The organism is Paenarthrobacter sp. NPDC089307 (assembly GCF_040685055.1).
In the GTDB taxonomy this organism is placed as follows: domain Bacteria; phylum Actinomycetota; class Actinomycetes; order Actinomycetales; family Micrococcaceae; genus Arthrobacter.
The window spans coordinates 1-13,530 of record NZ_JBFBHE010000003.1 but is presented as its reverse complement, the minus strand read 5'-3'; the positions used below and the strand labels follow the sequence as shown (position 1 = coordinate 13,530).

The 13,530-nt window shown below is 63.8% G+C and carries 16 protein-coding genes; 11 read left to right on the top strand and 5 right to left on the bottom strand.

What is annotated here, in order from left to right:
- Positions 1-75: 75 nt before the first annotated feature.
- Positions 76-573, bottom strand: coding sequence for an FBP domain-containing protein (locus AB0N72_RS07530; RefSeq protein ID WP_363934196.1), 498 nt, complete (start codon positions 571-573; stop codon positions 76-78).
- Between the two features lie 478 nt (positions 574-1,051).
- Here AB0N72_RS07530 and AB0N72_RS07525 point away from each other — a divergent pair, with 478 nt between their 5' ends.
- From AB0N72_RS07525 to AB0N72_RS07500, 6 genes are all read left to right on the top strand, one after another.
- Positions 1,052-2,131 (top strand): iron-siderophore ABC transporter substrate-binding protein, encoded by a 1,080-nt coding sequence (locus AB0N72_RS07525; RefSeq protein ID WP_363934194.1) that lies wholly within the window; start codon positions 1,052-1,054, stop codon positions 2,129-2,131.
- Positions 2,132-2,136: 5 nt separating this feature from the next.
- Positions 2,137-3,252 carry an iron chelate uptake ABC transporter family permease subunit gene (locus tag AB0N72_RS07520; protein WP_363934192.1) on the top strand — a complete coding sequence of 372 codons (1,116 nt, stop codon included), beginning with the start codon at positions 2,137-2,139 and terminating at the stop codon, positions 3,250-3,252.
- Positions 3,253-3,374: 122 nt separating this feature from the next.
- Positions 3,375-4,358 carry an iron chelate uptake ABC transporter family permease subunit gene (locus AB0N72_RS07515; RefSeq protein WP_363934445.1) on the top strand — a complete coding sequence of 328 codons (984 nt, stop codon included), beginning with the start codon at positions 3,375-3,377 and terminating at the stop codon, positions 4,356-4,358.
- Position 4,359: 1 nt separating this feature from the next.
- Positions 4,360-5,184: an ABC transporter ATP-binding protein gene (locus tag AB0N72_RS07510; protein ID WP_363934191.1), complete on the top strand. Its 825-nt coding sequence runs from the start codon at positions 4,360-4,362 to the stop codon at positions 5,182-5,184.
- Positions 5,181-6,236, top strand: coding sequence for a siderophore-interacting protein (locus tag AB0N72_RS07505; protein ID WP_363934190.1), 1,056 nt, complete (start codon positions 5,181-5,183; stop codon positions 6,234-6,236). The genes AB0N72_RS07510 and AB0N72_RS07505 overlap by 4 nt, the downstream gene beginning before the upstream one ends.
- Before the next feature lie 107 nt (positions 6,237-6,343).
- Entirely contained in the window at positions 6,344-7,180 is an 837-nt protein-coding gene (locus AB0N72_RS07500) for an SGNH/GDSL hydrolase family protein (RefSeq protein WP_363934188.1), read from the top strand.
- 18 nt (positions 7,181-7,198) lie between these two features.
- Here AB0N72_RS07500 and AB0N72_RS07495 read toward each other — a convergent pair whose 3' ends face one another.
- Complete coding sequence (locus AB0N72_RS07495) at positions 7,199-7,486, bottom strand: YciI family protein (RefSeq protein ID WP_363934186.1); 288 nt, start codon at positions 7,484-7,486, stop codon at positions 7,199-7,201.
- A 69-nt stretch (positions 7,487-7,555) separates the two neighbouring features.
- Between AB0N72_RS07495 and AB0N72_RS07490 the strand changes: the two genes are divergently transcribed.
- The gene (locus AB0N72_RS07490) at positions 7,556-8,035 is read left to right on the top strand and encodes a MarR family transcriptional regulator (RefSeq protein WP_363934185.1); all 480 of its coding nucleotides are present in this window, start codon (positions 7,556-7,558) and stop codon (positions 8,033-8,035) included.
- A gap of 63 nt (positions 8,036-8,098) precedes the next feature.
- On the top strand, positions 8,099-8,866 hold the full coding sequence (locus AB0N72_RS07485) for an SGNH/GDSL hydrolase family protein (protein WP_363934183.1): 768 nt from the start codon (positions 8,099-8,101) through the stop codon (positions 8,864-8,866).
- Here AB0N72_RS07485 and AB0N72_RS07480 read toward each other — a convergent pair.
- Genes AB0N72_RS07480 through AB0N72_RS07470 form a run of 3 tightly spaced genes read right to left on the bottom strand, consistent with a single transcriptional unit; the run spans position 8,850 to position 11,558 of the window.
- Entirely contained in the window at positions 8,850-9,590 is a 741-nt protein-coding gene (locus AB0N72_RS07480) for an FAD:protein FMN transferase (RefSeq protein WP_363934181.1), read from the bottom strand. The two genes, AB0N72_RS07485 and AB0N72_RS07480, sit on opposite strands and share 17 nt — an antisense overlap.
- Positions 9,591-9,624: 34 nt before the next feature.
- The gene (locus AB0N72_RS07475) at positions 9,625-10,077 is read right to left on the bottom strand and encodes an FMN-binding protein (RefSeq protein WP_363934179.1); all 453 of its coding nucleotides are present in this window, start codon (positions 10,075-10,077) and stop codon (positions 9,625-9,627) included.
- The gene (locus AB0N72_RS07470) at positions 10,074-11,558 is read right to left on the bottom strand and encodes a ferredoxin reductase family protein (RefSeq protein ID WP_363934177.1); all 1,485 of its coding nucleotides are present in this window, start codon (positions 11,556-11,558) and stop codon (positions 10,074-10,076) included. Before AB0N72_RS07470 ends, AB0N72_RS07475 begins: the two co-directional genes overlap by 4 nt.
- A 384-nt stretch (positions 11,559-11,942) precedes the next feature.
- Between AB0N72_RS07470 and rpmB the strand changes: the two genes are divergently transcribed.
- Genes rpmB through rpsN form a run of 3 tightly spaced genes read left to right on the top strand, consistent with a single transcriptional unit; the run spans position 11,943 to position 12,656 of the window.
- The gene (rpmB, locus tag AB0N72_RS07465) at positions 11,943-12,179 is read left to right on the top strand and encodes a 50S ribosomal protein L28 (RefSeq protein ID WP_011776361.1); all 237 of its coding nucleotides are present in this window, start codon (positions 11,943-11,945) and stop codon (positions 12,177-12,179) included.
- On the top strand, positions 12,179-12,346 hold the full coding sequence (gene rpmG / locus AB0N72_RS07460) for a 50S ribosomal protein L33 (RefSeq protein ID WP_003798558.1): 168 nt from the start codon (positions 12,179-12,181) through the stop codon (positions 12,344-12,346). The genes rpmB and rpmG overlap by 1 nt, the downstream gene beginning before the upstream one ends.
- 4 nt (positions 12,347-12,350) lie before the next feature.
- A complete protein-coding gene (gene rpsN / locus AB0N72_RS07455; protein WP_011776360.1) occupies positions 12,351-12,656 on the top strand; it encodes a 30S ribosomal protein S14 in 306 nt (101 codons plus the stop codon).
- Positions 12,657-13,530 lie beyond the last annotated feature (874 nt).

Sequence of the window (13,530 nt, the reverse complement as noted above, 5' to 3'; positions counted from 1 at the left end):
AAGCAACGCGGGGTCACTTATGGCCCTTTGGGAGGCCCTTTATGGGCCAAAAGTGACCCCGCGTTGCTTCAGGTACTACTTGGAGCCGCGGACGCGGTCCAGGAACTGTTCCGTCCTCTGCTCCAGTCCGGCGATCTGACGGACCACGACGACGGCCGGGTCCGGGTTGATCTCATTGGCGGGCGGTTCCTTGCGTACATTGGCACTGCAACCGAAGTCGGCGCAGATCAGGGTGCCCACCGTGTTGCCGTCCTTGCCGGATTGCCCGGCCTTTTTGGCCACCCACAGGTAGACGTCGTCCTTGGAGAAGACGTCCCGGCACAGCTCGCAGAGCACAACGCGCTTCTTGCCGGACCCGCCTTCAGGGGCCCGGAGCATGATCCCTGTGAGTTTGCCCCGGTAGGGAACCACCAGGTATCCGCGCTGGGGCATTTTCTCGTCCCGCCAGCCAAGGAATTCCAGGTTTTCCCAGTCGATGGTGTCGAAATCGCGGGGGAGGTTGGCTTTGGCTGCCTCGGAGCGGCTGGCGTTGATGAACGATGAACGGATCTGTTGGGCAGTGATTTTCTGCATGGCAAAGCTTCTTTCGGAAATGGTCGACGGCGGCATCGCGGTTTGCGTTGCGCGGTGGCACTGGGGCGTCGGTCACCGAAGCTGAGCGAACCAAGGGCGCGCCAAAGAAGCCAAGGACTCCGTTGGAGTCCTGTTTTTTGGTGCTACTTGGCTGGTTCCGACGCGTGGGGGTGTGCCAAGCAGGCCAAAGCGGCCACCTCGCCAACCATGGCTGCAGCAACTGAAACAGTGCGCACGCTCATTCCCCTCGTCGTTGTCCTGAAAGCCGTTTTCCTTAAAAGCGGTAGTCCGCCATCACCCATCCTAACCCCGCCAAAAAGCAACCCGGGGTCAGATATGGCCCATAAACGCCCGCAACATGGGCCATAAGTGACCCCGCGTTGCAGGTGGAGGCGGATTAGGTGATGCAAACGTTTCGTAATTATCCAGAGGGTAGGCTAGCCTTACTTAGGTTCGCATCACTTACCTAAGGAGTCCCGTGGCTTCCCTTCTTCCACGCCGCGCCCTGCTGAAAACTGCAGGTACCGTGACAGCCGCTTTCGCCGCCGTCGCCCTTTCCCTCACTGGCTGCTCCACCGGACCGGCCACCTCGACGCCGGCATCCGAGCAGGCCGAGTCCGCGGCTTTCCCCGTGACCATCAAGAACGTCTTCGGCGAGACCACCATCAAGGAACAGCCCAAGCGCGTAGTTACCGTCTCGTGGGTCAACGACGATGTCGCGATCGCACTGGGCGTTGTCCCGGTAGGCGTGCCGAAGAACGAATGGGGCAACAACGACAAGGGCTCCACCCCGTGGAAGGACGCAGCGCTGGAGAAGCTCGGCGCCGGTTTCGGCACCGACAAGGCTCCCGTCCAGTTCTCCGAGGCTGACGGCATCAACTTCACGGAGATCGCGAAACTGAACCCGGACGTCATCCTGGCTGCTTACTCGGGCCTGGAAGAAGCTGACTACAAGAAGCTCAGCGAGATCGCCCCCGTGGTGGCCCAGCCGGAGCTTGCCTACGGCACGCCGTGGCAGGAAAGCACCACCATCATCGGCAAGGCCCTTGGCAAGGAAGCCGAAGCCAAGAAGTTGGTGGAGGACACCGAGGCCACCATCAAGGACAAGGTCTCCAAGTACCCGCAGATCAAGGACAAGACCTTCATCTACGGCAACATTGAGCCCGCCAAGGGCGACGGCACCAACGTTTACACCGCCATCGACAACCGTCCCCGCTTCCTGTCCGAGATCGGGATGAAACTGGCACCGGTAGTCACGGAAAACACCAAGAGCAACACGGAGTTCTTCATCCCGTGGTCCGCTGAAAAGGCCAATGAGCTTGCTTCCGACATCTTTGTTACCTGGGTTCCCGAGGCTGCAACGGCCGATGCCATCAAGGCCGACCCCCTGCTCAGCCAGATCCCGGCCATCAAGAACGGCGCCCTGGTTGCCGATACCGACCAGACCCTGACGCTTTCCATCTCCGCCTCTTCGCCGCTGAGCCTGCCCTGGGCGCTGGATAAGTTCCTGCCGCAGCTCGGAAGCGCAGCGGATAAAGCAGCAGCGGCGGGCAAGTAACCGCAATGAAACTGAGTACGACGACGACCGTCCAGGGGCGGGGCAGCGGCACCTTGGTGCCGGCTGGCCCGGGAGGCATCTCCCCTGACGCGCCGGCACCCGGAGGGGGAACCGGGTCCCGGGGCACCGCAGGCAAGCGCGCCGCCTGGCTGCTGGTGGCCGTCGTCGTACTCGCCGCCGTGAGCGCCGCATCCCTGGCGATTGGCGCGCGCGGGCTTCCCCTTTCGACGGTTTGGGACGCCGTTACCAACTTCAATCCGGCCGACGGCAACCATGCCGTAGTCATTGCTCGGATTCCCCGCACGGTCCTGGGCCTTCTTGCCGGGGCGGCTTTGGGTCTGGCCGGGGCCGCGATGCAGGGCGTGGCCCGCAACCCGCTGGCCGATCCCGGGATCCTTGGCCTCAACGCCGGTGCAGCGCTTGCCGTGGTGGTTGGCATTTACGTGTTCGGCATCAGCTCCCTGACCGGCTACATCTGGTTCGCTTTCATCGGAGCCGCAGCGGCCGCCGTCGTGGTGTACGCCATCGCTTCCCGCGGACGTGACGGTGCGACGCCGGTCAAGCTCGCCCTGGCGGGCGCGGCACTGAGCGCCGGGCTGTTTTCGCTGATGAACGTCATTCTCGTTTCCAGCCAGGACACGCTGGACCGTTTCCGTTTCTGGCAGGTGGGCAGCATCGGCGGGCGCGACTGGTCCGTGCTGCTCCCGGCGCTGCCGTTCCTTGCAGTTGGCGCCGTGATCGTCCTGGGTGGCGGACGCGTCCTGAACAGCCTGGCGCTGGGTGACGATATTGCCCGCGGGCTGGGCCAGAACGTCGGACTGGCCCGCGGAATTACGGCTTTGGGAATCGTGCTGCTGTGTGGCTCGGCGACTGCACTGGCCGGGCCTATTGGCTTCCTCGGCTTGGTGATTCCGCACGCTGTCCGGCTGCTGACGGGGCCCGATTACCGGTGGATCCTGCCGTTCTCCCTGGTCTCGGCACCCATCCTGCTCATCACCGCCGACGTCATTGGCCGCGTGATCCTCCTTCCGGGCGAAGTCCCGGCCGGCATCATGACCGCGATCGTGGGAGCACCGGTGTTTGTCTGGCTCATCCGCCGTGGAAAGGGGGCCGGGCTGTGACTGCTCTCAAATCCGCGCCCGAGTTGGCAGTTAATGGCAATGTTTCCCCCAAACACCCTCATCAATTGTCACTTCGGCGCGTGCTGGGCCCCACTTTCTTCCTAGCTTTGGCCCTCCTGGTCATGTTCGCCGTGTACGTGCTCCTGGGCAGCTACACCGTGACCATCCCGGACTTCTTCACAATCGTCATCAACCACCTCACCGGCGGCGAAAAGATCCCTGGCGCCAGCTTCATCGTCATGGAGCATAAGCTTCCCCGAGCGGTGGTGGGAACCATGATCGGCGTGGCTTTCGGGCTCGCCGGCGCACTCTTCCAGACCATGCTCCGCAACCCGCTGGCCAGCCCGGACATCATTGGCATCAGCTATGGTGCCAGCGCCGCTGCCGTGACGGCGATCGTCATTTTCGGTGCTTCCGGAGCGGTGGTTTCCTGGGCGGCCCTTGGCGGTGCGCTCGGCGTCGCGGCCATTATCTACGCCATCTCCCGCGGTACCGGTTCCGGCGCCGGGGGAGGCAGCCGCGGCAACGCTGCCGGCAACCGCCTGATCCTGGCTGGCGTGGGCATCGCGGCAGCACTTCATGCGGTGGTCAACTTCCTCATGACCCGGGCCGACATCCGCACCGCCGCGGACGCCCTCATCTGGCTCAACGGCTCCCTCAACTCCGCCACGTGGGACCGGGCCGGGGTGCTGGCGGTTTCCCTGGTGGTCCTGGTCCCCGCCGTTATCGCCTTGGCTGGCCCGTTGTGCATCCTTGAACTCGGGGACGACGCCGCTGCCGGCCTGGGAATCCGGGTCAATGCCGCGCGGCTGGGCGTTGTGCTGACCGCCGTCGCGCTTGCCGCCGTCGCCACTGCTGCGGCAGGTCCGGTAGCGTTCGTCGCTTTCCTGGCGGGGCCGATATCCCGCAGGATCGTCCGCAAACCCAGCCTCCCGGCGTCGGCCCTTACGGGAGCATTGATCGTGCTCCTGGCCGACTTCTTCGCCTCGAACATCGCTCCCGTCCTTCTGGACGGAACCGTCCTCCCGGTCGGCGTCATTACCGGCGCGCTCGGGGCACCCTTCCTGCTGTGGCTTCTGGTCACGTCCAACCGAAAGGAAGCCTGACATGGCCATCCTTAATGCCAAGGACCTCACCCTCCAGTACGAGTACCGCAAGGTAGTGGAAGGGCTCTCCACGGAGATTCCCGAGGGCAAAGTGACCATGATCGTTGGCGCGAATGCCTGCGGCAAATCGACGCTCCTGCGCGGGTTGTCGCGGTTGCTCAAGCCGGCCGGGGGTGCGGTGACCCTGGACGGGAAGGACATCCACACGCGCCCGGCGCGTGAACTCGCCCGGACGCTGGGCCTCCTGCCGCAGCACCCCACTGCCCCGGATGGCATCACGGTGCGCGACCTCGTGGGCCGCGGCCGGTATCCGCACCAAGGCTTCTTCCGCAGTTGGTCAGCCGCCGACGACGCCGCGGTGCAGCGCGCGCTCGAAGCCACCGACACCCTTGGACTCGCTGAGCGAAGCATCGATGAAGTGTCCGGCGGGCAGCGCCAGCGCGTCTGGATCGCCATGGCCCTGGCACAGGAAACCGACGTCCTGCTGCTGGACGAGCCCACCACGTACCTCGACCTCGCGCACCAGGTGGAGGTTCTGGACCTGGTCACGGACCTCAACCGACGCCGCGGCACCACTGTGGCGATCGTGCTGCACGACCTCAACCTGGCCGCGCGGTACGCAGACCACGTGATCGCCATGAAAGGCGGGTGCATCGTGGCCGAAGGCCCGGCAAGCGATGTAGTCACCGAGGAACTGGTGTTCAACGTTTTCGGCCTGGAGTCCCGGGTGGTTCCGGACCCCATCTCAGGTACACCGCTGATCGTTCCCATCGGACGGCACCACGCAAGCCCCGTTTCAACCAACGAACTGGAGATCGCCTCATGAGTGCACAACCGACGCAGGCAAACGCAAGTGCCGCCGTGGAGCCCATGACCCTCGCCTTCGACGTCACCGTGACGGCCGTGCTGGACCTCAGCCCCAACTTCCGCAGGATTACTTTCGGCGGATACTCGCTGCGTAACTTCGGCGTGGCCGGGGACACCCTGGACCTGCGCGTGAAGCTGATGATCCCGTCCTTCGACGAAAGCGGCCAGCAGATCCCCCTGCCGTCCTTCAACATGGAAGAATCCGGCTGGTACCGGGAGTGGCTGGCCATGGACCCATCCGTCCGCGGCGACATGCGCACCTATACCGTCCGGTCCGAACGGCTCGACGCCGTATACCCCGAGATTGACATCGACTTTGTGATGCACTTCGACGACGCCGGGCATGGCGGCCCCGCTGCCAACTGGGCCGTTGCCGCGAAACCGGGTGATGCGTTGACCATCATCGGCCCCAACAACCGGGCTGCGCAGTGCACCACGGCCGGCGCCTACGGCGGCATCGAGTGGCGTCCGGGACTCGCGCAGCGCGTGCTCCTGGCCGGCGACGAGACGGCTGTTCCGGCCATCAGCGCCATCCTGGAGAGCCTGCCCGCCGACATGACCGGCCATGCGTTCCTCGAGGTACCCGAAGCCGGTGACTTCCAGGACATCTCCACGGCAGCCGACATCGAAATCACCTGGCTTGCCCGCGGTGCCGCCATCGGCCGCTCCCGTCCCCACGGCGAACTGCTCAAAGAAGCCGTTGCCAAGGCTGTCCCCGTGCCGGGCTGGGTGGGTATCAAGGGTTCCGAAACCGCAGCCGGTCCTGAACCCGAAGACGTCAACGTGGACCAGGACATCCTCTGGGAAACCCCGCAGCGGATGGACTCTGCGGCCATCGAAGCCACGAAAAACCCCACGCTGCCCGCAGGTGCGCTGCCGTTCTACGCCTGGATCGCGGGTGAAGCGTTCGTGATCAAGGAAATGCGGCGCTACCTGGTCCGGGACGTTGGCATTGACCGCAAGCAGGTCGCTTTCATGGGGTACTGGCGCCGAGGCAAAGCCGAAGGCTGACCCTCTCTCACATCCCGCGGGCTTGAGCCAGGCGCTCTCTCACATCCCCTGTGCTTGTTCACTTCAGGTTGGCCCGGGCTTAACCGGCGGCGGGTAGCGTCGGCGGGGTGCGGGGAGACTTCGGAACCGGGAAGAACGGTCGACGGCGGTACGTCGCCCTTGGGGATTCCTTCACCGAAGGCGTGGGGGACCCGAGCAAGGTCCTTCCCAACGGGGTCCGCGGCTGGGCAGACCGGGTGGCCGAGAAGTTGGCGAAGGCACAGCCGGGCTGGGAGTACGCCAACCTGGCTGTGCGCAGCAAAAGGCTCCGGCACATCATCGATGAACAGCTCCAGCCGGCGTTGGCCATGGAGCCGACGCTGGTCACGCTTTACGCCGGCGGCAACGACATCCTGGACTTCGGCACGGACATGGACGCCCTCCTTAAGGACTACGAACTCCTGGTCGCACAACTGAGTGAAACGGGAGCAACAGTGGTCCTCTTCACCGGCTTCGACGTCAAGGTTTCCGCCGTCCTGGAGCCGTTCAAGAAGCGCAACACCCTGTACAACCACCGGGTCCGGGAGATCGCGGCAAAATATGGCGCCGTGCTGGTGGACTACTGGTGCTTTGACGCTTACAAGGACCCCCGGATGTGGGCTCCGGACCGCCTCCACATGTCCAAGGCGGGGCACAAGTACCTTGCAGCCCAGGTCCTGGACCATCTGGATATCCCGCACAAGATCGAACCCAAGGCGTGGGGACCGCCGTCGCGCTTGACGCTTCGCGAATGGGAGCGCCGGCAGCGGCGCTGGGTCAACGATTGGGTGGTGCCGCTGTTCGGGCGCAAATTGCGCGGCGTCACGCTGGGGGATTCACTGCAAGCCCGCTGGCCCCAACCGGTCAAAGTCCCGCGCAAAGGCGGCCTGAGGAAGCTCCTGGAAGACCGGGAGGCAGCACAATAACCAGTCGCCCCGGGGGATTCAGCTGTCCAGCAGGTTCTCGTAACCCTCGGCCACACTTGTTGCGGTGAATTCGATGATCTCGAAATCGGCCACGCCGTTGCTGTAGAACGGGTCCTCGGCCAAGGACGCATCCAGGGCAGCGCGGTCCACCTTCGACAGCAGCACGCCGCCGGTGGCTGGGACGCGACGTCCGGACGCAAGGAAGATGCCGTCGTCGAACGCTGCTTTCAGCCAGGCCATATGGCCTGGGCGGTGAAAGTCGACGATCTCGTCGGGAACTTTGTAGGTCAAGGAGACAACGAACATGCGGCCAGCCTATCCCCACGGCCGGCCACAAGGAGCGGGGAAGTCCCCGGATTCTCATAAGATGGACGCATGAATCAACCGCGCTGGCTGAACGCCGACGAACGCCGTGCCTGGCTGGCCCTCCTGAGCATCAACACCTTGCTCCCTTCGGCGTTGGACACGCAGCTTCAGGCAGCCGGGAAATTGTCGCTGTTCGATTACAACGTGCTTGCCATGCTCTCCGAAACCGAGGGCCGGTACCTTCCCATGAGTGAGCTCGCGGCCCGCACCAGCGCCTCCTTGTCGCGGTTGTCGCATGTGGTCACCAAGCTGCAGAAACGCGGTTGGGTGGAGCGGCAGGCGCACCCCGGCGACGCTCGCGTGACGGTGGCCCACCTGACCGACGCCGGCATGTCCACCATCGTTTCCCTGGCTCCGGGCCACGTGGAATCCGTGCGCACCCTGATGCTTGATTCGCTAAGTCCCGACGACGTTGCCGACCTCGCGCGGATCGGCGAGAAGATTGTTGCGCGGCTGGATAACAACCATTGGATTCTGCGCGACTCCTAGCTTGTCCTTCAGGCTGGAACAGCAACTTTGTGGCTGTGAGCGCCGAGGTGGCAGACTGGCGGCATGGATTTTTCTGCCCGATATGTTGCCCTGGGGGACTCATTCACGGAGGGCGTCGGCGACGACGATCCCACCCGCCCCAACGGGGTTCGCGGCTGGGCTGACATCGTTGCCGGGCAACTCGCCCAGAGCAACCCCGGTTTCGGCTACGCCAACCTCGCCATCCGCGGCCGGAAGCTCCGCCAGATCATGGCAGAACAGGTGGACGCCGCCGTCGCCATGAAGCCGACGTTGGTGACCCTTTACGCCGGCGCCAACGACATCCTGCGGCCCAGGATCGACATCGACGCACTGTTGGAGGAGTACGACGCCGGCATCGCCAGGTTGAGCGCGACCGGCGCCACCGTGGTTCTCTTCACGGGCTTCGACGCCAAGGGCTCGAAAGTCTTCAGTGCCATGCGCGGCCGCACAGCGATCTACAACGAACTCGTGCGCGAAATCGCCGAGAACCACGGCGCCTTGCTGGTGGACTACTGGCGCTTCGATGAATACGACGACTGGCGCATGTGGGGCGAAGACAGGATGCACATGTCCACGGCGGGCCACCTCAACATGGCCAAGCGCGTGCTGGATGTCCTGGAACACGAGCACGTCATCGAGGTCCCCGAGCTTGCACCGCTCCGACTCCTGAACCGGGTTGAAGCCTTGAAAGCCAACGCCAGATGGTTCCGCGAGTCGGCTGCGCCGTGGGTGTCCCGGCGACTCCGCGGAGTCTCTTCCGGCGATGGCCTTAACCCGAAGTACGCCGAACTGATCAGGCCGCTTTCCTGAATCCCGGAGTGGCAAGGAGGGTCCCATCGCGGTGTACTGCGAGGACTTCGACCTTCCACTTTTCAACAGCTTGATCCAGTGTCCTTGTCCCGCCTGCAACGATGGCCGTGGCAAGGACATCGGCGGTGATGATGTCGGTGGCGGACACGGAAACCTGGTCGAACTCCGGCGCGGCGCCGCCAACCGCCCAGATGTGGTGGCCCCGTTCGGCCGACCCCGATGTCGCGAGTGCCGGGAGCGTGCCCATTGGATACGCGCCCAGCAAAGCCTGCCGGTCCTGAGGATCAACGATCCCCGCTATCCACGGCTCCTGAGTACCAGGCCTGGGCGAGCCGCTCACCAGAACGTCCCCGCCGGCGTTCAAGCACCAGTCCCGCAAGCCGAGGGCCTGAAGGGACGTGGCCGATTCGCGCGCGGCATGTGCCTTGACGATCCCCGAAAGGTCCAACGTGCCATCCGGACGCTCAGCCGTAAAAGCGCCATCCGTCGCCAGCCGCCACTCGGCGGCCTGCGCGTACAGTTCCTGCATGGACTCAGAGGCGCAGGGCAAGGCCAGTTCCCCGCGCGCCAGCCTGCTCGCTTCGGATCCGCTGCGGTAGAGGCTGAAGGTCAGGTCCAGTTCCGTGAACTTATCCTCGACGACGGCGATCGCTGACTCGAGCTCGTCAACAGCTGTTTGGGCGTAGCGGCCGCTCGCCAACGTCAGGCTCACCACGGTGCCCATGCTGCGAAATATTCGGGCCCGCAGCTGAGTGCTGCTAGAGATGGGCGGCATCGAGGGCTGCCTGGAGTGACGTCAGGTAGGCGTCGGAGGTGACTGTCGCCCCGCTCACGGTTTGTACGTCCGCGGACTGGGCCTGGAGCACTTCGGACCGCAACACCGGCGCCGCGCGGCTGCTGATCTGTACCGACTTCCGTTCAGCATCGGTGAGCTTGAGGGCGGTGACTTCGGTGATCCTGCCCCCTTGGACCGTGACGCGTACCTGGACTGTGCCGAAGCGGGTCTGGACGGCCACGCCGTCGTAAGTTGCCGCCGTCGTGGTTCCTTTGTTGGTGCCGGACGAACCCGTGCTGCTGCCACCGCTGTTGCTGCTGCTGAGGCTGGTGGTTGTGGCCGTGCCGGTACCGGCGACGTGCGCGCCGGACTGCCAGCCCGCCACAAGGATGCCCGCCGACGCCAGTGCGGTTGCGATGGCTGCCCTTATTCTCACCAGTCGAACCTTTCGTAGTGGAGCTGTTCCGCGGGGACGCCGGCTGCCCGGACGTCGCGGATGACAGAGGCCGCCCAGGGCCCGGGACCGCAGACGTAGACGTCCGCGTCCGCGATGCCGGGGGCGTAGGAGTTGATGGTGAAGCCGGCCGTCACCGCAGTTCGGGGGAGCCAGGCATGGGCGCTCGGGGAGCGGGGGCCCGTCAGGTGGAAGAGAGTGGCACCGCGTGCCTGGCACAACTCCATGATTTCCCTGCCGAGGAAAAGCTCGGACTCGTCGTGTCCCCGTAGCAGGACTGTCGCATGGCCGGGCTCGAACGGCGTGGATTCCAGGAGCGAGCGAAGCGGAGTAATCCCGATCCCGGCGCCCATCAGCACCACGTTGTTTCGGGTGCGTGCGGCCGCGCTGAACATGCCGTAGGGACCCTCGATGGCTACACGGGTGCCCGGCCTGATCCTTGCGAGCCGGGCTGAGCCGTCACCCAGGTTCCGGACTGTGATGCGCAAGGTGCCGGGTTTGCCGCCCGGGTTACCGACGACTTCACCGCCGACGCCGGACGCTGGCTCAGCCGACAGGCTGAACGGATGCGGCTGCCACCAGTGGCCCGGTGCCAGGAACCTCCAGAAGAAGAAACGGCCTCCTGCCCCTGCAAAGCGCTCCAGTTGCTGGCCGGTCATTTCGATGCTGAAAACATCCGCGGAAACCCGCACCACCCGGCTGACCCTTAGCTTGTGCCGGAACGTCGCCGCCACCGGTTGGTACACCCTGTAGAGGAGAAGTGCCGCTCCAGTCGCGACGCAGAGAGCCAGCCAGTACCAGCGCTGCCACGTGCCGTCCTCGAACAACCCGCCCACACTGAACTGGTGCGGGATGGCAGTGCCCACCGCCGCATAGGTCAGCAGGTGGATGACGTACCAGAATTCGTAGGGAAACCTCCGGCGGACTGCCACCAGCGACGTCACAACCACGGCGATGAAGAGGGCCATTGCGAGGAAAGCGAGCCACATGTCCGGGACGTTGACCCAGAGCGACACTGATTCGCTGACAGGGTCGAGGTCTTCAGCCGCGCCGTAGCCGATCGCGATCAGCAGGCCGTGGGCCAGGAGCAGGTAGAGCGCCGGTTTGCCCAGCTTCTTATGGAGCTCAAGGGCGTGGTCGTGGCCGATTGTGTTGTCTACGAAAGGGATGCGGGCGGCGAGGAGCAGCATCAACAGCACCAGGTCCATGCCGAGCAGTCCCGCCACGATTCCCAGCGAGGTCACGGTTGCCGGGAACGAGGAAAACCCGTCAGCGCCCCCGTCGGCAAGCCACAGCGACACCGCCGCTACGGGCGACAACCACCCAACGAAACCCAGGACGTCGGCCCGGAGCAGCCGCCGTCGTGCTTGCGGACGGAAACGTTCGACGGCGGCAGGTGCCGTCCGGCGGCCCGGCAACGCAGGGTTTTCCACGGGAGAGTCAGGGGCTGCCAGCGAGGTCATGTACCAAGACTCGCCAAGCTTCCTTTCATTCTGCTGTGAAAGAGCTTATGAGGGCGTATGATGCCGGATTGGTCTTAATTTGGCCTGACCCGTAGAATAGTTAGGCGCTAGGTAGTGCGGATCGTGTGCAATTGCTCCGGTTGGTGGTGACAGTTGGTTTTACCGACGTCCCGGTGGCCGGTAGTTAGGGGCTCAAGTTGCGTGCATTCCTGTATTCGCCCGGTATCCCAGGACCTGAACCATTGCGGTCCTGAGGCCAGCCTTCTTCGCCGTACTTGCTGCGGAAACTACCGAAATGGTGTGGACCCGGATGCGGACACTGCCTGTCGCACGGCAACGCAGGAACATCTGCACGCCGTTACATTCAATCTTTGGAGGAGAGTCATGGCAGCACACTGCCAAGTGACCGGAGCCGAGCCGGGCTTTGGACACAGCATTTCGCACTCGCACCGTCGTAACAAGCGTCGGTTCGACCCGAACATTCAGAAGAAGCGCTACTGGGTTCCGTCCCTGCGCCGTAATGTCACGCTGACCCTGTCAGCCCGTGGCATCAAGACCATCGACGTACGCGGCATCGACTCAGTCGTTGCTGACATCCTGGCACGAGGAGTAAAGCTCTAATGGCAAAGGACAAGGACGTACGTCCGATCATCAAGCTGAAGTCCACCGCGGGCACCGGTTACACCTACGTAACCCGCAAGAACCGTCGTAACGACCCCGACCGCCTGGTCTTGAAGAAGTACGACCCCAAGATCCGCCAGCACGTCGAATTCCGAGAGGAGCGCTAAACACATGGCAAAGAAGTCCAAGATTGCTCGCAACGAGCAGCGCAAGGTCATTGTTGAGCGTTACGCTGCCAAGCGTCTCGAACTGAAGAAGACCCTGGTTGACCCCAACGCGACTGACGAAGCACGCGAAGCTGCACGCCTCGGCCTGCAGAAGCTGCCCCGCAACGCCTCCCCGATCCGTCTGCGTAACCGCGACCAGATCGACGGCCGTCCCCGCGGTACGCTCCAGAAGTTCGGTATCTCCCGTGTTCGCTTCCGCGACATGGCTCACCGTGGTGAGCTCCCGGGCATCACCAAGTCTTCCTGGTAATCACGAAGCTCTGAAAGGGCCGGCAACCGTTATGGTTGCCGGCCTTTTTTGTGTTTAAGCGGCGCTCTTCGTGATTCGGGTGGGCATGTTCCGGGGGGGGCGTAGGGGGTGCGTGTAGGGGGCGGTCATCCTCGGCGCGCTCGGTCGTTCCTCCCTTGGACGCGCGCTGCCGGATACCCGCCCCTTCCGACGCCCGCTCACATCCCGGGTGCTTGGCGCCGACGCTCGTGCATGTTCTGGGTGTTTGGGGCGGACGCTCGTGCATGTTGATGTTCGACGGCGGTGGTTGGGTTGGGTTGTTGGGGTTGGGGTTGGTGTGTGATGGGCTTCACGTGGCAGCTTTTGGGGCTTTTCGGGTTTTGGCCGGGTGCTTGGGGGTTGTTTTTGGTGTGTTTGCGGGGTTTTTGGCGGGGTTGGGGGTGGATTTGTGTGGGGGCTTGGGGCCGTGTAATGTCTTCTGAGTCGCCGCGAGTGAGACAGCTTGGAGCTGGTAGCCGCGGGGGCCAACCCCCTTGATAACAGCCTGAAAAATGGTTCGCTTTTGAGCGTGCCGTTGTTGGGTGGGGCCGAGGAATGGGATCAGGATCTGCGGAAACGTTGATTTGCATGGATCCGGTTGATCGGGTAAGTTTGAAAAGTTGCTCCGGAGCGATCCAGTGGCCCTGTGGGGGTTGGTGGTGGTGCCGGTTAGTGACCTGTTGTTTGAGAACTCAATAGTGTGCCAAGTTTGTTGATACCGATTGTTTTTTGATTGGTTGAATTTATGCCAGTTCTGTCATGCACCCCCGTGTGTGGTGGTCTGGTTTTCAGCTGGTTTCGAATTTTGTGCAGCCGCGTTCTACCGTTATTTCCGGTGGGTGTGGTTGTGTCTGTT

What these genes read in the sequence shown, in the direction of transcription:
- AB0N72_RS07530 (WP_363934196.1), bottom strand. Translation starts at nt 573, where the DNA reads ATGCAGAAAATCACTGCCCAACAGATCCGTTCATCGTTCATCAACGCC.
- AB0N72_RS07520 (WP_363934192.1), top strand. Translation starts at nt 2,137, where the DNA reads ATGAAACTGAGTACGACGACGACCGTCCAGGGGCGGGGCAGCGGCACC.
- AB0N72_RS07515 (WP_363934445.1), top strand. Translation starts at nt 3,375, where the DNA reads ATGTTCGCCGTGTACGTGCTCCTGGGCAGCTACACCGTGACCATCCCG.
- AB0N72_RS07510 (WP_363934191.1), top strand. Translation starts at nt 4,360, where the DNA reads ATGGCCATCCTTAATGCCAAGGACCTCACCCTCCAGTACGAGTACCGC.
- AB0N72_RS07505 (WP_363934190.1), top strand. Translation starts at nt 5,181, where the DNA reads ATGAGTGCACAACCGACGCAGGCAAACGCAAGTGCCGCCGTGGAGCCC.
- AB0N72_RS07495 (WP_363934186.1), bottom strand. Translation starts at nt 7,486, where the DNA reads ATGTTCGTTGTCTCCTTGACCTACAAAGTTCCCGACGAGATCGTCGAC.
- AB0N72_RS07490 (WP_363934185.1), top strand. Translation starts at nt 7,556, where the DNA reads ATGAATCAACCGCGCTGGCTGAACGCCGACGAACGCCGTGCCTGGCTG.
- AB0N72_RS07485 (WP_363934183.1), top strand. Translation starts at nt 8,099, where the DNA reads ATGGATTTTTCTGCCCGATATGTTGCCCTGGGGGACTCATTCACGGAG.
- AB0N72_RS07480 (WP_363934181.1), bottom strand. Translation starts at nt 9,590, where the DNA reads ATGGGCACCGTGGTGAGCCTGACGTTGGCGAGCGGCCGCTACGCCCAA.
- AB0N72_RS07470 (WP_363934177.1), bottom strand. Translation starts at nt 11,558, where the DNA reads ATGACCTCGCTGGCAGCCCCTGACTCTCCCGTGGAAAACCCTGCGTTG.
- rpmB (WP_011776361.1), top strand. Translation starts at nt 11,943, where the DNA reads ATGGCAGCACACTGCCAAGTGACCGGAGCCGAGCCGGGCTTTGGACAC.
- rpmG (WP_003798558.1), top strand. Translation starts at nt 12,179, where the DNA reads ATGGCAAAGGACAAGGACGTACGTCCGATCATCAAGCTGAAGTCCACC.
- rpsN (WP_011776360.1), top strand. Translation starts at nt 12,351, where the DNA reads ATGGCAAAGAAGTCCAAGATTGCTCGCAACGAGCAGCGCAAGGTCATT.